At 66.8% G+C, this 19,114-nt stretch carries 21 protein-coding genes and 1 tRNA gene; 15 read left to right on the top strand and 7 right to left on the bottom strand.

The window, feature by feature from the left end; genetic code table 11:
* Window positions 1-19 precede the first annotated feature (19 nt).
* From GV792_RS14445 to GV792_RS14470, 6 genes are all read left to right on the top strand, one after another.
* Entirely contained in the window at window positions 20-505 is a 486-nt protein-coding gene (locus tag GV792_RS14445) for an Asp23/Gls24 family envelope stress response protein (protein WP_163824609.1), read from the top strand.
* Window positions 506-538: 33 nt separating this feature from the next.
* Window positions 539-727: a hypothetical protein gene (locus GV792_RS14450; RefSeq protein WP_163824610.1), complete on the top strand. Its 189-nt coding sequence runs from the start codon at window positions 539-541 to the stop codon at window positions 725-727.
* Entirely contained in the window at window positions 724-1,050 is a 327-nt protein-coding gene (locus GV792_RS14455) for an Asp23/Gls24 family envelope stress response protein (protein WP_163824611.1), read from the top strand. The genes GV792_RS14450 and GV792_RS14455 overlap by 4 nt, the downstream gene beginning before the upstream one ends.
* Window positions 1,047-1,586 carry a DUF6286 domain-containing protein gene (locus GV792_RS14460; protein WP_163824612.1) on the top strand — a complete coding sequence of 180 codons (540 nt, stop codon included), beginning with the start codon at window positions 1,047-1,049 and terminating at the stop codon, window positions 1,584-1,586. Before GV792_RS14455 ends, GV792_RS14460 begins: the two co-directional genes overlap by 4 nt.
* Complete coding sequence (locus GV792_RS14465) at window positions 1,583-2,158, top strand: alkaline shock response membrane anchor protein AmaP (protein WP_163824613.1); 576 nt, start codon at window positions 1,583-1,585, stop codon at window positions 2,156-2,158. Before GV792_RS14460 ends, GV792_RS14465 begins: the two co-directional genes overlap by 4 nt.
* Window positions 2,159-2,308: 150 nt before the next feature.
* A complete protein-coding gene (locus GV792_RS14470) occupies window positions 2,309-3,052 on the top strand; it encodes an SIR2 family NAD-dependent protein deacylase (protein WP_163824614.1) in 744 nt (247 codons plus the stop codon).
* A 104-nt stretch (window positions 3,053-3,156) separates the two neighbouring features.
* Here the strand turns inward: GV792_RS14470 and GV792_RS14475 are convergent, their stop codons facing one another.
* Complete coding sequence (locus tag GV792_RS14475) at window positions 3,157-4,104, bottom strand: helix-turn-helix domain-containing protein (RefSeq protein WP_163824615.1); 948 nt, start codon at window positions 4,102-4,104, stop codon at window positions 3,157-3,159.
* Window positions 4,105-4,362: 258 nt separating this feature from the next.
* Here GV792_RS14475 and GV792_RS14480 point away from each other — a divergent pair, with 258 nt between their 5' ends.
* On the top strand, window positions 4,363-4,890 hold the full coding sequence (locus GV792_RS14480) for a cupin domain-containing protein (protein ID WP_163824616.1): 528 nt from the start codon (window positions 4,363-4,365) through the stop codon (window positions 4,888-4,890).
* A gap of 72 nt (window positions 4,891-4,962) precedes the next feature.
* Here the strand turns inward: GV792_RS14480 and GV792_RS14485 are convergent, their stop codons facing one another.
* Window positions 4,963-5,913 (bottom strand): AraC family transcriptional regulator, encoded by a 951-nt coding sequence (locus GV792_RS14485; protein ID WP_163824617.1) that lies wholly within the window; start codon window positions 5,911-5,913, stop codon window positions 4,963-4,965.
* Between the two features lie 417 nt (window positions 5,914-6,330).
* On the opposite strand from GV792_RS14485, the gene GV792_RS14490 reads away from it, so the two are divergent.
* The gene (locus GV792_RS14490; protein WP_163824618.1) at window positions 6,331-6,720 is read left to right on the top strand and encodes a hypothetical protein; all 390 of its coding nucleotides are present in this window, start codon (window positions 6,331-6,333) and stop codon (window positions 6,718-6,720) included.
* Here GV792_RS14490 and GV792_RS14495 read toward each other — a convergent pair.
* On the bottom strand, window positions 6,687-7,985 hold the full coding sequence (locus GV792_RS14495) for a D-arabinono-1,4-lactone oxidase (RefSeq protein WP_163824619.1): 1,299 nt from the start codon (window positions 7,983-7,985) through the stop codon (window positions 6,687-6,689). The genes GV792_RS14490 and GV792_RS14495 overlap by 34 nt on opposite strands.
* Window positions 7,986-8,051: 66 nt before the next feature.
* Entirely contained in the window at window positions 8,052-8,726 is a 675-nt protein-coding gene (locus GV792_RS14500; RefSeq protein ID WP_309138715.1) for a TetR/AcrR family transcriptional regulator, read from the bottom strand.
* A gap of 113 nt (window positions 8,727-8,839) precedes the next feature.
* Between GV792_RS14500 and GV792_RS14505 the strand changes: the two genes are divergently transcribed.
* Window positions 8,840-10,339, top strand: coding sequence for an MFS transporter (locus GV792_RS14505; RefSeq protein ID WP_163824620.1), 1,500 nt, complete (start codon window positions 8,840-8,842; stop codon window positions 10,337-10,339).
* An 82-nt stretch (window positions 10,340-10,421) separates the two neighbouring features.
* On the opposite strand, the gene GV792_RS14510 is transcribed toward GV792_RS14505, so the two are convergent.
* Complete coding sequence (locus GV792_RS14510; protein ID WP_440137356.1) at window positions 10,422-11,594, bottom strand: lipase family protein; 1,173 nt, start codon at window positions 11,592-11,594, stop codon at window positions 10,422-10,424.
* A 322-nt stretch (window positions 11,595-11,916) separates the two neighbouring features.
* Between GV792_RS14510 and crcB the strand changes: the two genes are divergently transcribed.
* From crcB to GV792_RS14540, 6 genes are all read left to right on the top strand, one after another.
* Window positions 11,917-12,345 (top strand): fluoride efflux transporter CrcB, encoded by a 429-nt coding sequence (gene crcB, locus GV792_RS14515; RefSeq protein WP_163824622.1) that lies wholly within the window; start codon window positions 11,917-11,919, stop codon window positions 12,343-12,345.
* Window positions 12,346-12,390: 45 nt separating this feature from the next.
* A complete protein-coding gene (locus GV792_RS14520) occupies window positions 12,391-12,801 on the top strand; it encodes a fluoride efflux transporter FluC (RefSeq protein WP_309139112.1) in 411 nt (136 codons plus the stop codon).
* A gap of 47 nt (window positions 12,802-12,848) precedes the next feature.
* Window positions 12,849-14,489 (top strand): phosphoglucomutase (alpha-D-glucose-1,6-bisphosphate-dependent), encoded by a 1,641-nt coding sequence (gene pgm / locus GV792_RS14525; protein ID WP_163824623.1) that lies wholly within the window; start codon window positions 12,849-12,851, stop codon window positions 14,487-14,489.
* Window positions 14,479-15,822, top strand: coding sequence for an MFS transporter (locus GV792_RS14530; RefSeq protein WP_163824624.1), 1,344 nt, complete (start codon window positions 14,479-14,481; stop codon window positions 15,820-15,822). The genes pgm and GV792_RS14530 overlap by 11 nt, the downstream gene beginning before the upstream one ends.
* Before the next feature lie 76 nt (window positions 15,823-15,898).
* A complete protein-coding gene (locus tag GV792_RS14535) occupies window positions 15,899-16,636 on the top strand; it encodes a DsbA family protein (protein ID WP_309139113.1) in 738 nt (245 codons plus the stop codon).
* A 96-nt stretch (window positions 16,637-16,732) separates the two neighbouring features.
* Window positions 16,733-16,805, top strand: a tRNA-Ala gene (locus GV792_RS14540).
* A 413-nt stretch (window positions 16,806-17,218) separates the two neighbouring features.
* Here GV792_RS14540 and GV792_RS14545 read toward each other — a convergent pair.
* Together GV792_RS14545 and GV792_RS14550 are read right to left on the bottom strand one after the other, a co-directional pair.
* On the bottom strand, window positions 17,219-18,037 hold the full coding sequence (locus GV792_RS14545; RefSeq protein WP_163824625.1) for a DoxX family protein: 819 nt from the start codon (window positions 18,035-18,037) through the stop codon (window positions 17,219-17,221).
* 120 nt (window positions 18,038-18,157) lie between these two features.
* Window positions 18,158-19,027 carry a sigma-70 family RNA polymerase sigma factor gene (locus GV792_RS14550; protein ID WP_163824626.1) on the bottom strand — a complete coding sequence of 290 codons (870 nt, stop codon included), beginning with the start codon at window positions 19,025-19,027 and terminating at the stop codon, window positions 18,158-18,160.
* Between the last annotated feature and the right edge of the window lie 87 nt (window positions 19,028-19,114).

The following is a 19,114-nucleotide window of genomic DNA, read 5'->3' on the forward strand; positions in this document are numbered from 1 at the left end:
AGGAATCAGGAGGAACACCATGACCGCCGCTACCGAGAAGACCACCCCGAACAACACCGATTCCGGCGCGAGCGGCGCCGAGAAAGCCACGGTAAAGAAGGAGCACGCGCTGTTCAGCGAGCTCGGCACCACCACCATCTCCGACATCGTGGTACAGAAGGTGGCCGGTCTGGCCGCCCGCGAGGTACGCGGTGTACACAATCTCGGCGGTAGCACCGCCCGAGCGTTCGGCACCCTCCGCGACCGCATCCCAGGCGCCTCCGCCAGTATCGGACAGGGAGTTTCGGTGGAGGTGGGCGAGACGCAGGCGGCCGTCGATCTGGAGATCGTCGTCGAATACGGCGCCGCCATCGCCGAAGTGGCGCGCGCGGTGCGCCGCAATGTGATCACCGCGATCGAGCAGATGACCGCGCTGCAGGTCGTCGAGGTCAATATCAATGTCAACGATGTGTTCATTCCGGGTGACGACGATGACGCCGACGCGCCGGTCGCGCGGGTGCAGTAGCCGGCGACCGGGCTCAGCGAAGAGGAGTCGACTGTGAACGCCACAACGATATGCCTGGCGATCGGTATCGCTGTCGGATTCGCCGCTGCCTTCGGCGGATTCGGCGCGTTCCTGATCGTGCTGGTGTTCGCCGCGCTCGGCCTGGTGGTCGGCCGCTGGCTCGACGGCGAACTCGACCTCGCCGGGCTGGTCCGGTCCGCGCAGAATAAGGGCAGGCGATGACGGGCGCCGCGGTTCCGGTCGAGCTGCCCGGTCGGACCACTATCAGTGAACGGGTGGTCCGCCGGATCGCTGCGCACGCCGCCCTTGAGGTGCCGGGTGTCGATCGCGGTGTCAAAGTCGAGGCCACCGTCTCCGGTGATCGGGCCGCGCTTGCCGTGCGGCTGCCGGTTCGCTTTCCGGAGCCAGTGGGCAGGGTGACCGAGGAATGCCGCGCCCATCTGCGTGAGCGCACCGCCGAACTGACGGGAATCGGAGTCTCGCGGGTCGACATCGTGGTCTCGGAGTTGACCACCGAAACCATTGTCCCCGGGAGGGTTCAGTGATCCGCAGGCCGCGGCGCGCATGGCCCGCTGCCATCATTGCGGTGGTGGTACTGGCGGCGTGCGTCGCGGTGATCGTATCGTTGGTGCAGCGGCTGATCGGTACGCACGAATACCTGTCCTACGACAGTGTCGCCGGTGAGGTGCACGGCATCACCTGGAACGAGCTGCCGGTGCTGGTCGGTGGGATCGTAGCCCTGGCCATCGGGGTGGTGTTGCTGGTGATCGCATTGCTGCCGGGGCGTGCGAAGGTGCTGCCGTTGACCGGCAGCGACGACGGCATGGAGGCGGGGGTGAGTCAGTCTGGTCTGCGAACCCTGTTGCGCACCAGCGCCTCCGGGGTCGACGGGGTGACCTCGGCGCGAGTGAAGGTGCGCCACGATGTCGTCATGGTGATCGCGCGCACCGACCGGCACGACAATGCCGGGCTCGCCGACACGATCTGCGATACCGTCACCGGCCGCGTGCAGCAGGTCGGCCATCCGGTGAAGCGGGTGAAGGCGAAGCTGCACGGACCCAAGGCCGGGGGGCTCCGATGAGCAAGCTCAATCGGCCCGCCGGAGTGAATCGGACGTTGATCGGCCTGACCGGGATCATCTCGGTCGCGGCCGGTGCTTACGCCCTTGCTGCCCACTTCGGGCAGCTGGGCTGGGTGGACCGCGATTCGACGTTGGTCCCGGGCTCCGCCGCCCCACCCACCGGGGTGTTCGTGGCGGTGATCGCCGGCGCGGTGATCCTCGGGCTGCTGTGCCTGCGCTGGCTGTTCGCGCAGATCTTCCGGATGCCGAAGGCGCGGTCGTGGCGGCTCGAAGCCGACGAATCGACCGGGAAGACAGTCATGGCGTCGTCGACGGCCGCAGCACCGGTGGCCGCCGACATCGCAGCCTTCGACGATGTGCGCTCGGCCTCGGCCTGGTTGACCGGAACGCGGTGGGCCCCGCAGCTGCATCTGACCGTCACCGCGGAGCCGCATACCGATGTGGGGCTGCTGCGCGGGCGCATCCTCGACGAGGCTGTGCCCAGGCTCCGGCAGGCACTCGAAGTCGAGACGATCCCGGTGACACTGGAGCTGAGTTTCGCCGATGCGGGTGAACGTCCTCGGTTGGGCTGATCCGGGCGGTTCATCGGCGGGGACGGCTGGTCGCGGGAGCCTGGATTCGACGAGGCGAGCCGGCAGCGGTGTCTCCACCCTGTGTCGTGCGACGAATCGCGCCCGATAGCCTGACGATATGACGAGTTCGGCGACCAGACAGCGGGCGCGGTGAGGACGGACTGGCACGCCCGTCCCGGGCGGATCGGGGTGCTCACCGGCGCAGGCATCTCCACTGATTCCGGGATCCCTGATTTTCGCGGCCCGCGCGGCGTCTGGACGAAGGATCCGATCGCCGAACTGCTGTCGACCTACGACAACTACCTCGCCGACGCCGAGCTGCGCGAGCGGTCCTGGCTGGCCCGTCGTGACAATCCCGCATGGCACGCTCGTCCCAATGCCGCGCACACCGCGCTGGTCGAGCTCGACCGGGCTCGCACCGTCACGATCATCACCCAGAATGTGGACCGCCTGCATCAGCGTGCGGGCTCCCCGCCCAGCGGGGTGATCGAGATCCACGGCAATATGTTCGACGTTGTCTGCGTCGGCTGTGACTATCGCTCCACCATGGCCGCGACCCTCGACCGTGTCGCCGCGGGCGAGTCCGACCCGCCGTGCCCGCACTGCGGAGGCATCCTCAAAGCGGGCACGGTGATGTTCGGGCAGGCGATGGATCCGCGCACCATGCTGAAGGCGACGATCACCGCCGAGTCGAGCGATATCTTCCTCGCGGTCGGGACCTCGCTGCAGGTCGAACCGGCGGCTTCGCTGTGTGCGCTCGCGGTGGACAACGGGGCGGATCTCGTCATCGTCAATGCCGAGCCGACGCCCTATGACGGCCTCGCGACCGAAGTCATTCGCGAACCGATCGGTACCGCATTACCAGAGCTCGTCTCGCGCATTCTCGGCTACTAGCGGCCGGGTCGCGTTCTACTGATTCGGCTCGGCGCTGAAAGTGGAAAGTGTTGGTGCTGGCGCTATGTGGTGGCTTTCCGTCGCTGACCAGGTCCTTGATCTCGTCATCCGGTGCGAACGCTGCGCGGTGTCGCACCGAAACGCTGCCGGAACGCGGTACTGAAGCTACTCGTCGAGCCGAATCCGAGACCGAAGGCGATATCGGTGATGCTCTGCTGCCGGAAGGCGGGGCTGGTCAGCCGGGTGCGGGCGAGCTGGAGCCGCTCCTCCCGGATGACCTCACGCGGCGTCGTGCCCGCCTGGTGCAGCGCCAGCTGGACCTGGCGCACGGACCAGCCGAGCGCGCGGGCGATCGCCGGTGTGGACAGGTCGGGGTCTCCGGCATGGCGGCGGACGTAGCGGCGCACGGACTCTTCCACGTGCCCGAGATGGCCGGGCCCGCTCGGTGCTTCCCCGAGGATCAGCATGCAGACCAGGTCCACCAGCCGCTCGGCGACGGCATCGAACTGTCCGGGTGAGAGCGTCGTGGCTTCGGCGTACAGTCCGGACGCCAGGTCGGCGGCCACTCGGCCGAGTCCGACGGTCAGGTCCAGTGGGCGCGCGGGTGGTTCGACTCGGTTGAGCCGGTGGCGGATCTCGCGGCGTGGAATGGTCATGATCAAGCCGTGGCTACCGCCGTGTACGCCCATCTGCAACGGGTGATCGATGGTCACCAGACTGCCGACACCGGGTTCGAGCGCGATGCCGTCGCCGTCCTGGCGGATGTCGAATACCCCGGTGAGTGGGACGACCAGCCGGTAGTCCTCGTCGGGGTCGACCCGGATGTGCTTGCTGTCGCGCAGGTAGACGATCGGATCGGAATGCCATCCGACGATCTGATAGTCGCTGGTTCGGCGCCGGATCATATGGCCGTAGAAGTCACGTTCCGACGGGAATCGATAGGTCAGCTTGCCCTGAAACGAGTCGACCAGCTGAGACCAGTAATCGATGCGGTCACGCGGATCGTCGACTTGTGTTGTGGTCGCCTCCTCGACCGCTGCCTCGCTCACCATCACAAGCCTCCCCGCTCTCATCTTCCGGTCCGGACCGTCGCAGCCCAGGAGCCGAGGATAGAACGCATCGCATGATTTCGGGGTGACTCACCCCAGACAACCTGCGCAGACCCGGTCATGCGCGCGCCGGCAAAACTTGTGCGCCGGTCGGCAATCCGAGTGGTCCGGCCATGGATACATTTCGTCTCGATCCGCCGAGGCCGAGGAGCAGGCCGGTGCGGGTGTACGGAGCAGCCAACGAGATCGCCGGGAGTACTGATGCGCAGGATTGTCTTGGGACACCGCACCGATGGCCAGGCCGCCGTGCTGGCCGACAGCGATGTCGTGCCGATCGAGCCCGCATTGCTGCCGGGATCGCAGATCTACCGCATGTGGGAGCTGGACGCCCCGCCGCAGCTACCGGTCGAGGCAGTGCCCGCAGCGACATCGGCACAGTTCTTTCCCGGCCCGGGCGGTGTGCGATTCGGATTCATCGTTATTCCGCCGGGCCTGAGCTACGAGCCGCTCGAGGACCCCGCCGAACTCGCCCCTGTGGTGTCCGCGACCGAGGCGGCGGTGCCCGGGCTGATCGGTGCTTTCGATGATTCCGGCCCCGGCATGCACACCACCCACACCGTCGATTTCGTCGTGGTTGTCGGCGGTGCCGGCCGGATGCGTCTCGGCGACGGGACCGACGTGCAATTGCGCCCGGGTGACAGCGTGATCCAGAACGGCACCCCACACGCCTGGTTCAACGATGGCTCCGAGCCGTTCGTGTTCTGCTATGCGCTGTGCGGGGCGAACTGAGCGCGGAGTTCGCTGACGGGGCCGCATGCGCCGGACGTCATGCGGACGCCCGGGCCGGTGGTCCCGTCGCGGTCAGCCGCCGCGAACGCTGCTCGGGGTGGTGCCGAAGCGTTGCCGGAAGGCGGTGCTGAAGCTGCTCACGGAGCCGAAGCCGAGGCCGAGTGCGATATCGGTGACGCTCATGCCGCGATAGGCGGGGCTCCGGAGCCGGGAATGAGCGATCTGGAGGCGCTCTTCTCTGATGAGTTCGCGAGGTGTCGTACCGGCATGCTGGAGGGCCAGCTGCACCTGCCGCACCGACCAACCCAGGCCACGGGCAATGATCGCGCTGGTCAGGTCCGGGTTCTCCACATGGCGGCGAATGTAGTGCCTGATGGTCGATTCCACCTCGCCGAGGTGGGATGCGGTGTATGGCGCATCGCCCAGGATCTGCATGCAGAGCAGGTCGACCACCCGTTCGGCCACGGCATCGAATTGGGCCGCGGTGAGCACGGAAGCCTCGGCGTACAGTCCGGTCATCATGTCTTTGGCCACCCGCCCCAATCCAGTGGTCAGGTCCATTGGGCCTGCGGGCGGATCGGCGCGGTTGAGCCGATGCTGGATCTCGCGCCGCGGAATGGTCATGATCAGCCCGTGGCTACCGCTGCTCGCGCTGAACGCCATCGGCCGATTGATGGTCACCAGGCTGCTCATTCCGGGCGCGAGGGAGCCGGCGCCGTCGTCGTAGCGCACGTTGAATCGTCCGGTGAGTGGGACGACCAGCCGATAGTCGTCATCGGGGTCGGCGCGAACATGCTTGGCGCCGCGGGTGTAGACGATCGGATCGGATTCACGCCCGACGATCTGGTAGTTGTCGGTGCGATGGCGCCGGATACGGCCGTAGAAGTCGCTGGATGAGGAGAATTCGTAGCTCAGCCGGACACCCTGGAACGAGTCGACCAGGTCGGCCCAGTAGTCGACTCGTTCGCGGGGGTTCTCGACGTCTGCTGTCGACGCCTCCTCGACTACCGCCTCACCTGCCATCACAGACTCCCGATCTCATGCCGTGCGGACCCTGGTCGCGGCCGGGACCCGTGGAGCCGAGGATAGGTCGTCTGCTCGGATCCCGTGGTCGAGTCGCGCGGGCTGGTTGTGCGCCCACCGGCAAAGTTCGTGCGTCCGGAAACAACCGATCCGTGCGGGGCGTCACTAGATTTTCGTCTGTCCGGCGTCCGAAGAGCGACGAGGGGTCGCGCGGTAGGGGTATGGATGAGAATTATCAGTAGTCGTTGGCACTGTTTCGAATACACACCGGTCGCCCCCGGGCCCTGTGCCGTCGCGATGGAACCGGGCGGTGGCGCAGTGGCGCGCACATTCCACGACTGTCTATTGCTGCACATATACGTCGAGCCTGGTGAGCGTGGGTCGTCAGCGGATGTCGTCCGGTCGATTCGGCTCCAGATGGCGCAGACCGGGGCGGAATACGTGGTCGTCAGTGGTTCGCCTGCGCTGCCGACCGGTGGCGACCGATCGGCCATGGACGGACCCGATATGCTCGCGCACCTCGCGGACACCCTCGATCTCATCGAGGAGATCGGTGAACGGCTCGAGGAACGAGGCGAGCGTGTTCATCTGCTGCCGTTCGGGTGGAGTCTGTACTGCGGTACCGCCTGCGTGTTCGCGGGAGCGGTCGAGGTCGTTCGGGACGCCGAGCCGAATCCGGTGCGCAGGCGGCCGCCGTCCTCGTCCACCGCGGTCGGCGCGACGTCGGCGAAGCCGTCCGGATGGGCGACGACGCGGCTGCTGCCGCCGAGACGTCAGCCGATCGGACCGAGTACGCGGTCGAGATAGGGGTTGGCGAAGACGCCCTTCGGGTCGAAGCGTCGACGAACCTCGGCGAACCGATCCCAGTCCGGGTAGCGGCCACGCAGGGTTTCCGCGGTGTGGAAGTGGCGTTTGCCCCAATGCGGACGGCCGTCGAACCGGTCGAAAACTGCCTCGCAGGCGCGGAAGTAGGGCTCGTGGTCGATGCCCTGATACATGTGCACAGCGATGTAGCAGGTAGCGCGGCCGCCTGCCGGTGAGAGGAACGCGTCGTCGGGGGCGACCCAGCGCACCTCGATCGGCATCGGCGTGTCGAAACGGGTCGACAGCTGTTTGATCGCGCGGATGGCTTCGACCGAATGCTCGCGCGGGATCGCGTATTCCATCTCGGTGAAACGGAACAGCCGGGGGGAGGCGAACACCCGGTAGGACCGGTCCACCTGACGGCGATAGCTGCCCGCGTAGGCCGCGCCGCGATGGATCCACGGCACCAGTCGTGGCTGCCAGCGGCCAAGCTTGCACAGCGCGTCGAAGGTGTAGTTGGACATCAGGACGTCGGCGAACCAGTCGACCGCCTGCGGGCGCGGCTGTTCGACGAGATCGACCCGATTGTTGCGTTTTGTCATGGCCAACGGGCTGTGCGCGAACATGTAGAACTCGAAGTGGTCGTTGCCGTCCACATAGGTGTCGAGATCGTTCAGCACCTCCTCGACCGGCACCGGACGTTCAATGCCCTCCAGGACGAAGGAAGGCACCATCTTCAGCGTCATCGCGGTGATGACACCGAGGGCGCCCAGATTCACCCGCGCGGCCCGCCAGCCCTCCGGATCGGACTGTTCGTCCAGCTCGACGACTGTGCCGTCGGGACGCATCAACTCGACCGAATGGATTGCCGCCGAGAGGTTCTGCAGGGTCGCGCCGGTGCCGTGGGTTGCGGTGGCCGTGGCGCCCGCGATGGTCTGGACGTCGATATCACCCAGGTTGGGGAAGGCCAGTCCGTGGTTGTGCAGTGCCGGGCTGGCGGCGTTGAGCGTGAGGCCGGCCTCCACTCGGGCCAACCCGGTGGTGCGGTCGACGTCGAGCACGCGATTCATGCGGGACAGGTCGAGCAGCAGGCCGTCGGTCAGGCAGATATCGGTGAAGGAATGCCCGGAGCCCGCCACTCGGACCTGCTGCCCGGCGTCCGCGGCACGGCCGAGAAGATCTGCCAGCTCGGCCCGGTTGCGCGGAGCCTCAACGGCGGCCGGCGCGCACTGCTGATCGCCGGCCCAGTTCACCCACGAATTGGTCACATGTCCAACTGTAGGGGATGGAATGTGACCTGCGCTACCCGTTGTGCGATTTCCCCAGGTGGGCGATCAGCGACGGCGACCGGTGCAGATGGCGGTCTTGGCGCATTCGACCTCGTCGTCGTTCAGCGGCGCCACCGTCAATGGTTGACGCGGAACGAGTTCGGTGCGTACGCCGTTGAGGACCAGTGCCATATAGCGTCGCCAGACCTGATCATTGACCGGGCGTGCGAACTCGGCCAGCCCGTCGACCATGTGGATCATCGCGAAGAAGTCCGAGGCCACCACATCGGGCTGCAATGCGCCGGCCTCCCGGGCCCGATCGATGATCCTGGCAACGGTCGGCTTGATTCGATCACGCACCCGCGCGAACTGTTCGAGGTCGTCCTCGAACTCCAGCATGACCTCGCTGAACCCGCGGTTGGTCGCCATATGCCTGCAGGCGTACTCGAAGAATTGGACCAATCCCTGCCAGGGGTCGGGGCGCCCGACGCATTCCTCCGCGGTCTCGGCGAACTCGTCGAGGTGCTGCTGGAAGACCTCGGAGATGAGTTCCTTCTTGTTCGCGAAGCGTCGATAGACCGTGCCGACGCCCACACCGGCGCGCTCGGCGACGTCATCGAGGGTGATCTCGAGTCCGTGGTCGGCAAACAGCTGGCGTGCGGCCTCGACGATGCGCTGCTGGTTGCGGGCGGCATCGGCCCGCAAACGCCGGGTCGGGGGCATGGTCGTGGCGCGATTCACACCCACATGCTAGCAAGCGGCGGGATTAAGTGGAGGCAGTCCCTCCGTTACTGTGGTAGCGTTTCAGCCAACCGGAGGAATCGCCTCCGCTTAAATCTTCAACGAGGGGCGACGTGACCACCACACTCGATCGCGGGGCATCCCCGCAGGAAACACCGACGTCAGGCAGGCGTGGCTCGCACGCGTTGCGCTGGTGGGTGCTCGCCGTCCTCGGCGTCGCCCAGCTCATGGTCGTGCTCGATGCGACCGTGGTGAACATCGCGCTTCCCGAAGCGCAACGGGATCTGGGATTCGGTGACGCCGACCGCCAATGGGTGATCACCGGCTACGCGCTGGCATTCGGTAGCTTGCTGCTACTGGGCGGCCGGCTCAGCGACCTCTTCGGCAGGCGCAACACCTTCATCGTCGGCCTGATCGGCTTCTCGGTGGCCTCCGCAATCGGCGGCGCCGCCACCAACTTCGAAATGCTGGTCGGAGCCCGCGTCGGACAGGGTGTGTTCGGCGCGCTGCTGGCGCCGGCCGCGCTGTCGCTGCTGACGGTGACCTTCACCGAACCGTCCGAACGGGCCAAGGCTTTCGGCATCTTCGGTGCCGTCGCCGGCACCGGTGGCGCCATCGGCCTGCTGCTGGGCGGGATGCTCACCGAATGGGCGTCCTGGCGCTGGGTGATGTTCGTGAACCTGGCCTTCGCCGCCGTCGCGCTGGTCGGCGCGGTGCTGCTGCTGGCCAAGCACGCCGTCACCGAACGGCCCAAGCTCGATATCCCCGGCACCGTCGTGGTCACCGCGGCGCTGTTCGGCATCGTCTACGGCTTCTCGCACGCCGAGACCGACGGCTGGACCAACCCGGTCACTCTCGCCTTCTTGATCGGCGGTGCCGCGCTGCTCGCGGTGTTCGTCTGGCTCGAGACCCGGGTCGCCAACCCGCTGCTGCCGCTGCGCGTGGTGCTCGACCGCACCAGGGGCGGATCGTTCATCACCGTGTTCGTGATGGGCATCGGGATGTTCGCGATCTTCCTGTTCCTGACCTACTACATGCAGCTCACCCTCGAGTACTCGCCGATCACCACCGGTGTGGCGTTCCTGCCGATGGTGGCCGCGATGATCGTTTCCTCGACGACCACCCCATCGCTGCTGCTGCCGAGGTTCGGGCCGAAGATCATCGTCAGCTCCGGCTTCCTTATCGCGGCGGCCGGTATGGCCTTGCTGACCCAGATCGGGCTGGATACCGGCTACACCACCCACATCCTGCCCGGCTTGATCCTGATGGGCCTCGGACTCGGTGGCGCCATGGCGACCGCGTTCCAGGGGGCGACGGCGGGCGTGCACCACGAGGACGCCGGTGTCGCGTCGGCAACGATCAATACCAGCCAGCAGGTCGGTGGCTCGATCGGTACCGCGTTGCTGAGCACCATCGCGGCCTCGGCGGCCAGCGACTACCTCGTCGGTCGCACACCGGACCAGCTGACCGTCGCGCAGTCGGCGATCGAGAGCTATACCACCAGCTTCTGGTGGGCCACCGCGATCTTCGTGATCGGTGCCGTGGTGACGGGCGTGCTGCTGCCCAATACCGCACCGGCGCCGGCCGAGGGCGAGCTGGTGCTCGCGCACTGATCGTCGGTCCTGGCCAGCGCCGCCCGTGAACCTTCTGGTTCACGGGCGGCGTTGCTGTGCGCTCGACGCTGCGCGGCTGCGCTCAACAATTCTGCGGCGGCGGCATTCCCGCGAAACGGCCAGCGAGATAGTCGAGTGCGCGCAGAGCACCGGGAAGGATCGCTGCCGAATGATCGGCGCCCGCGATCAGATCCAGCTGCACCGGCACACCCGCCGCGCAGTAGCGATCGGCCACCCGCTGCACCGGCTCCGCCGAGATCATGTCGGCCGTTCCGTGCCACAGATAGAGGGGAGCGGCTGGAACGTCGGCGAAAGTCTCCAGGCTGTTGTCGCGCAGGATCGGCACGGCGGCAGGGTCGTCGGCGGGTGGGGTGGTGAAGACGTCGGCGGTGCGGAGTCCTGCGGCGACGTCGACGATTTCGTCCATGCAGGCGTCCTCGATCCGTTCGCGCAACGCCACCCCGGCCGGATTCAGCACCCGATCCAGTGAAATCCGCGCGGGATACTCGCGTTCCAGCCCGACCGCCGCCGCGAACCCAAGACCGAACAGCTGGTTCGAGCGATCACCGAGATCGCGGGCGAGTCTGCCGAGGTTCATCGGGACCCCACCCGCCGCCGCGCCGACGATCGGCAACTCGGGTGCGTAGTCGGGAGCCAGCGTCGCCGCGAAACCGGTGGCCATCCCGCCGCCGGAGTAGCCGACCAGCGCGACCGGACTGTCGCCGAGGTCGGCCGGTGCGAACTGCCGGACCGCGCGAATGCCGTCGAGAGTGATCCGTCCGCCCAGCTGCGCCGCCCCGTAGGCGCTGTCCGGGCCCAGATGGTCCGGCACCGTGACCGCCCAGCCTTGCGCCAGCAGCAGATTCAGGGCCCCGGCTTCGCGCATGGTGCCGTCGAACAGCGAATGAGATGGTGCGCATTCGGTTCCGAGTGAGTTGACGAACGGCTGGTAGGACACCAGCGGACGGTCCGGCATGGTACCCGCGGGCAGGAACAGGGTGGTGACGGCGGCGATCGGCTCGTCGCGGGAGTTCGTGCTGCGGAAGGTCAGCTGCCAGGCAGTCGTGCCTTCGAACCCGGTCGCGGGCACCGACCTGCTACGGATGATGTCGCCAGGTCGATACTCGCCGATATCGGCCGGTGCCGTATAGAAGGCATCGCTGTCGGTGGTCGGCTCGACGGGAACAACCGCCGGCACCGTATTGCCGAGTGCCAGGACAGCGGCGATGGAGATTCCCAGGACGAGACGGCGTATCGCGAGACCCGCCCGACGCGCCCGCGAATGCCGTATGCTCAACGTTTGCTCGGGCGCGGCGTGGCGCTCGGACCGCTGCTGGCGGCGCCGTATTCGAGTACACCACGGTGCCGTCATCACCGGCTCCAGGACGAGGCTGTCGACTGCGTTGGGTCTTCGGCGAAGACCTCAGTCGATTCGTACTGCGCGGCGGCCGGTGTGTCAACGATCGGCCGCGCCCGACCTGCGCGCCGCCGGCCGACGCCATCGCCGCCGATAGCGCTGCGGTGCCCTCGGCGGGGATCATGCGACCGGCAATGGGCCGGGACAGGAGGTTGGGGACGTGTCATCGCGGGCCGAAGCCCGAACCGCCGATCCGCTGGTGCTGCTCGTTATCGCACTGGGTGGCGGCCTCGGTGCGCTGCTGCGCTACGGTTTCTCGGTCTGGTTGCCGCCGCGGCCGGATTCGTTCCCGACGGCGACGTTCGCCGTCAACGTGATCGGATGCGCCGCGATGGGCATCCTGATGGTTCTCATCACCGAGGTGTGGGTAGCCAACAGACTGCTGCGACCCTTCTTCGGCGTCGGCTTGCTCGGCGGATTCACCACCTTTTCCACCTACAGTGCCGAGATTCGTACACTGCTCGAATCAGGTGCCGTCGGTACCGCGCTCGGCTATCTCGGGGCGACTGTGGTGTCCTGTCTGGCGGCGGTGGTGGCCGGGATGATGCTCGCACGATGGGTAACTGGAAGTGTGCGGATAACTGGGTGAACGGCACGGAAGGGGGTCAGCGATGACCGAGTCGGCTCGCAGCGCGTGGCAGGTGGTGCCGGATACCGGGCTCCGGCGGCCGCGGGTACGCCGATGACGGTGGTCTGGGTGATCGTCGGCGGGATGCTCGGGGCCCCGGCCCGGTACCTCATTGATCGGGCCGTTTCCGCCCGTGGGGAATCCATGCTGCCCTGGGGGACTTTGACCGTTAACATTGTCGGTTCGGCGCTGCTCGGTGCTCTGATCGGGGCGGGGGCGAACGGCTGGCTGCTGTCAGGTGCGGGAACCGGATTCTGCGGTGCGCTGACCACATTCAGCACGTTCGGCTACGAGACGATCAGGTTGGTGTCCGACGGCGCGTACGGCTACGTCCTCGGCAACATCGTGCTGAGTGTCGCGACCTGCCTGGCCGTGGTGTACGCCGCCGCGTCCGTGACCGAATGGCTGTTCACATGATCCTGATGACGAGCCGGGCACAGCCGACCCGGAAGGGAGATCCGAGCATGGCGCACGATCGAGCCGGACGGCCAGCGCGGCCGAGCGACCTCGTGGACGTCCCCGGCCTGGTGACCGCCTACTACACCCGCATCCCGGACCCGGCCGAACCGGCGCAGCTGGTGTCGTTCGGCACCTCGGGGCATCGCGGGTCCAGCCTCGACACCAGCTTCAACGAGGCCCACATCCTCGCCATCACCCAGGCCATCGTCGAGTACCGCGCCACCCGCGGCATCACCGGACCGGTCTATCTGGCGCGCGACACCCACGCGTTGTCGGAGCCCGCGTGGACCACGGTGCTCGAAGTACTGGCCGCCAACGGTGTCACCGCGATGATCGACTCCCGCGACCGCTACACCCCGACACCCGCGCTCAGCCACGCCGTGCTGCGGCACAACCGCGGCAATACCAAGCACCAGGCCGACGGCATCGTCGTCACGCCCTCGCACAATCCGCCCCGCGACGGCGGCATCAAGTACAACCCGCCGCACGGCGGGCCTGCCGACACCGTCGCCACCGACGCGATTGCCGACCGGGCCAACGAACTGCTGCGCGGCGGGCTCGCGGAGGTCGAGCACGGCACGCTCGCGCAGGCGCTGCCCACCGTGCAGCGTTACGACTACCTCGACCACTACATCGCCGACCTGCCGAGCGTGCTCAACCTCGACGCCATCCGCGGCGCGGGCATCCGGCTCGGCGCCGATCCGATGGGTGGGGCCAGCGTCGACTACTGGGAGGAGATCGGTCAGCGCTACGACCTGGAACTCGAAGTGGTCAACCCGCTGGTCGACCCGACCTGGCGATTCATGCCGCTGGACTCCGACGGCAAGATCCGGATGGATCCGTCCTCCCGGTTCGCGATGAACTCGCTGGTCTCCATCAAGGACGACTACGACATCTCCACCGGTAACGATGCCGATGCCGACCGGCACGGCATCGTCACCCCGGACGGTGGGCTGATGAATCCCAACCACTTCCTGGCCGTCGCCATCGAGTACCTGGTGGCCAACCGGATGGGCTGGGACGCGCTCACCAAGATCGGCAAGACCGTCGTCACCTCATCGATGATCGACCGTGTGGTGAGCGTGCTCGGGCGCGATGTGTACGAGGTACCCGTCGGGTTCAAATGGTTCGTGCCCGGATTGTTCAGCGGCAGCCTCGCTTTCGGCGGTGAGGAGAGCGCGGGTGCGTCGCTGCTGCGGATGGACGGCAGCGTCTGGACCACCGACAAGGACGGCATCGTGCTCGCGCTGCTCGCCGCCGAGATCACCGCTGTCACCGGGCAGAGTCCGTCGGCGCGGTACGTGGAACTCGAGCGCCGCTACGGCAGTCCCGCCTACGCCCGCGTCGACGCCCCTGCCACCGCCGAGCAGAAGAAGCTGCTGTCGAAGCTGACACCGGAACAGGTGACCGCCGACGAGGTCGCAGGCGAGCCGGTCACCGCGGTACTCACTCGTGCCCGCGGCAACGGCGCCCCGTTGGGCGGGCTCAAGGTGACCACCGAGAACGCCTGGTTCGCGGCCAGGCCGTCGGGCACCGAGGACAAATACAAGATCTACGCGGAATCGTTCCACGGTCCCGAGCACCTCGAGCAGGTGCAAGCGGCCGCGGAGGAGATGGTCGGGCAGGCTCTCTCAGGTGAGCGTTAGATCTTCAGCCCTACCCCGCGAGATCTGGGTACTGGTCGGGGCCGCATTCGTCATTGCCATCGGATTCGGTCTCGTCTCACCCGTCTTGCCGCAGTTCGCGCGTAGTTTCGGTGTCGGATTCGCGGCGGCCTCGGCGATCGTCAGCGCGTTCGCCCTGATGCGGTTGCTGTTCGCGCCGATGAGCGGGCGACTGGTGCAGAAACTCGGCGAACGGTGGGTCTACACCAGCGGGCTGCTCATCGTCGCGGTGTCCACCGGTGCCAGCGCCTTCGCGCAGACCTACTGGCAGCTGTTGGTGCTGCGATCGGCGGGCGGAATCGGGTCGACCATGTTCACGGTGTCGTCGCTGGCGCTGCTGATCCGCATGTCGCCGTCTGACCGGCGCGGACGCATCTCCGGACTGTGGTCGACCAGCTTCCTCATCGGCTCGCTCGCCGGGCCGTTGATCGGTGGTCTGCTGGCAGAGTTCGGGCTGCGGGCGCCGTTCCTGATCTATGCGATCGCCTTGCTCATCGCCTGCGCCGTTGTCCATTTCAGCCTGCGCGACTCGCATCTGGCCGCACCAGAAGCGGCCGACACCGCACCGCCGACCATGAGTTTCCGCGAGGCGCTCGCGCGCTCGGAGTACCGGGCCGTGCTCTGGTCGAATTTCGCCAATGGCGCCGCCGTGTTCGGTGTGCGGATGGCGCTGGTGCCGCTGCTGGTCGTGGAGGTGCTGTCGCAGCCTGCTGGAATGGCAGGTGTCGCGCTGACGGTGTTCGCCGCGGGCAATGCCGTGGTGCTGTTCTTCTCCGGCCAGCTCTCGGACCGTTTCGGACGCAAGCCTTTTCTCATCATCGGCACGACCGTCTGCGCGGTCGGCACCGCAGGACTCGGGGTCGCGCCGAACATGATCTGGCTGCTGGTGTTCTCGTTCATCGCCGGAGTGGGCTCGGGCATGTTCACCCCGGCCCAGCAGGCCGCGGTCGCCGACATCATCGGCCCCAAGGTGCGCGGCGGGCCGGTGCTTGCGGGCTTCCAGATGTCGGCCGACCTGGGCGCGGTGCTCGGCCCGATCGCTGTTGGCTTCATTGCCGAACGGTTGAACTTCGGCGTGGGACTCACCGTGACCGGTGCTCTGCTGGCCATCGCCGCTGTTGCCTGGCTGGTGGTGCCGGAGCCGATGCGGCGGGGCGAGGTACGGGTGGAGAAGCGGATCGAGACCGTCGACGAGGAAGCCGATCAGTTGGCGGCGCCGTGCACCTGTGACGGCGGGCCTGGTGGGGGAGTGGCGGCGAGTTCCGTCATCGAGCAGGTCGTGCACGCCGAAGGTGAGGGAAAGGCGTCGCGGTGAGGCCAGGGCGGCACAGGGACCGCCGTTTCGGCAGGTGCGCCAACCATCGCGCGCGACTCGAGGCACAGTGGATCGGGTGAGCAAACCGCCGTCGAACTACACACCCCGGCCCATGTCGAGCAACACCACCTACGCGCTGGGTGCCGTCGCCCTTGTTCTCATCGCCCTGGTCGTGTTCCTGGCCTACCGCTGGACCCAGGACCCGATCGAGGTGCGCAACGACGGCTACGGTCCCGTGCGCGAGGCTGCCGTGGTGGTGGCGATGCAGCCCGACGGTGCCATGGTGCTCGGAAAGCCCGGCGTGACCAAGATCATCGACGTGTACGAGGACCCCATGTGCGCCGCCTGCGGTGCGCTCGAGCACACCTTCGGCCAGGAAATCGCCCAGAAAGTCGACGAGGGCAAGCTCGCCATCCGCTACCGCTTCGTGAACTTCCTCGACCCGAAATCCGGCAGCGGCGACTACTCCACCCGAGCCATCGCCGCCCTCCAATGCGTCGCCGCCGACGGCTCCGGCCCCACCTACTCGACGTTCCACGACGCCCTGTTCACCGAGCGTCAGCCCCGCGAAGGCAGCTCCGACCTGAGCAATGACGACCTCGCCGCACTGGCCGAGGAATCCGGCGCCCCCGACACCGCCGCCGAATGCATCACCTCCGGCGCACAGCTCGACGCCGCCACCGTCAACGCCGTCACAGCAGACGCCGCCCTCACCGCCCTCCTCGACGGCCCCGCCGCCACCCCCTCCGTCTACGACGGCACCACCAAACTCGACACCACCTCCGCAACCTGGGTCGCCGACCTGGCCCCCTGACCCCGTTCAACCCCCGTATCGAGGCGATTTGGCTAGTGGTCCCCGGGTGGTGTAACTTCGTTCAGGCAGCCGGGGAACACCGGCGGCAAACCACTCGGGGCTATGGCGCAGCTGGTAGCGCACCACACTGGCAGTGTGGGGGTCAGGGGTTCGAGTCCCCTTAGCTCCACATAGAATCCCAGGTCAGGTCCGGTTTTGCACCGGACCTGACCTGTTTCTTTGACCTGATCCCAGGTTTATCCCACGGTTCGGCCCGGAAACAGTGCCAATGTTTCCGCCGTTGTATTCCACGCAGATAAGCAGGCGCCCGACCTGGCCGGATGTCCGAGATCAAGAGTCGTGTGGCCGATCGGCAAGAGTCGTGTGGCCGATCGGATGGGTCGGTCAGCGCCTGTAGTGTGCCTTCGCGCAAAGGCGCGGACGGCACGCCCGTAGCGGGGCTGTTGTCATTCCCAACCCCATCTCCGGGGCGTTGTGGTCGGGCCGCTTAGATTTGCGACGGCCTGTGGTTGCTGTTGATGCCGGTGAGCGTCATCGGTCTGATCGTCGAAGGCAGCCATGACACGAAGTATGTGGCTGGGGCTAACGTGCCGCCGCGAGGCTTCGCGAGGCGGGGCGCAGAGCCCACGAGATCAGTACGCACAGCGCGAACGCTGCCGGCCACCGGAGGTGTGCGGCAGCTGATCCGGCCGCGATGTGGGAGGCGAATGCTCCGGCGAAATCATAGAACGCTCCAGCGTATGCCCATTCTTTCAGTCGTCCGAGCCGGGGCGCGAGTATCACCAGCGCTCCCGATATCTTCCAAACCCCGAGCATGGTAACGAAATACGTGGGGTATCCCAGCTCCAGCATTCCCTCGACCGTCGCACCGCGTCCAAGCAGATCGGCGATACCACCGCTGAAGAGGACACTGGCCACGACGCCGGTTGTCGCCCGGAAGCCGATCGCGCCGACAGATCTCGGTGTGTCGTTGGAGTCGGTTCGTCCTGGTGTCCATGATCCGGTCGCGACAGTCCTGCGGTCCCGGGGACGGGTTGCCCACGACAGACACGTCATCGTCGCAAAACCGAGGGGACCCGCCGCGGCGGGCTCACCCTGGATGGCCAGTGAGATCGCCGCCCCGAGATAGACGAAAAGGACACCCGCATACGCCCATTCCTTCAGGCGGGGCAGACCGGGCACCACCAGTACGATGGCTCCGGGGATCTTGGCGACTCCCAGAATCACCAGGATGTAGGGCGGATACCCGAGCTGATCGACGACGACGTCGCGGACGATGTCGATCTGCATGATGTCCCATATACCGCCCATTGCCGATTCGAACGCGACGATCGCGGTGGTTATCCAGTACACAACGCTGCGGTAGCGGCTGTTCGCCGCGGTGTGCAGAAGCTCGGTCATAGTCGGTCCTCGAAATGTGTTCCGCCGACAACGGCGGATTCCATTGACACCGATCTGACCGCGTCGGCGGCTCCGATGTGACAGACGAGCGCGGCCCGGTGACGGCGGAACCGGTTGCCGTCACCGGTCGGAAAGATCCATGCCGACAATCTTTTCCGGATCGCTGATCATCTCGATGCCGACGATCTTCGCGTCCAGGATCGTGAAAGTGAAGACTATGCGCGGGCGGCCGCCGACCATCCAGATCGCACCCGGTTCCCGGTCGACCAGGGCCGGTCGGACACCCTGCGCGCGACCGGTGAAGGTTCGAGCCACGGCTTCGGCGCCGATGACTTCCGCTGCGGCCCCGGCCGCGACGACAGTGTCGTCCGCACGCACCACCACATCGGGGTCGAGGAGTTCGAGCAGGGTGTCGAACCGGCCCGTTCGTGCGGCACGTAAGAATGCGTCGACGATCTGACTCCGCTGCGCGATGTCGATCGCCGCGGGCTGATCGATTCCGTGGACCCGGCGTCGCGCGCGGCTGGCGAGTTGACGCGTCGCTGTGCTGGAACGGCCGACGATCGCGGCTATCTCGTCGAAAGGCACAGCGAACATGTCGTGCAACACGAAAGCGAGTCGTTCGGCCGGGGACAGGGTATCGAGGACGACCAAGAGTGCCGAGCCGACCGAATCGGCCATCATCGTCTCCTGCTCGGGGGAGATCGTGGTGGCTCGGTCCGCCCTGTCGTCGACCACCTCGGTGCCGCAAAGCTGTTCTCGGCGGTTCTTGCGGCGCTGCAGTTCGTTCAGCGAAACCCGCGAGACTACCGTGGTCAGCCAGCCGGCTAGATTGTCGACGTCGGAGACGTCGGTTCTGCTCAATCGTATCCATGCCTCCTGCACCGCATCCTCGGCGTCGGTGACCGAACCCAGCATCCGGTACGCCACGGCATGCAGATGCGTTCTATTGGCCTCGAATTCTTTGATAAGCCACTCGGTGTAGTCCATCGGTCACATTCCTCCGGGGGATCTGTCAGTACCTACGACCGGCCGAATCGAGCCGGTGTGACAGCGATAGACACGGAGATACGAAGC

This window comes from Nocardia cyriacigeorgica, from assembly GCF_010868145.1.
In the GTDB taxonomy this organism is placed as follows: Bacteria; Actinomycetota; Actinomycetes; order Mycobacteriales; family Mycobacteriaceae; genus Nocardia; species Nocardia cyriacigeorgica_D.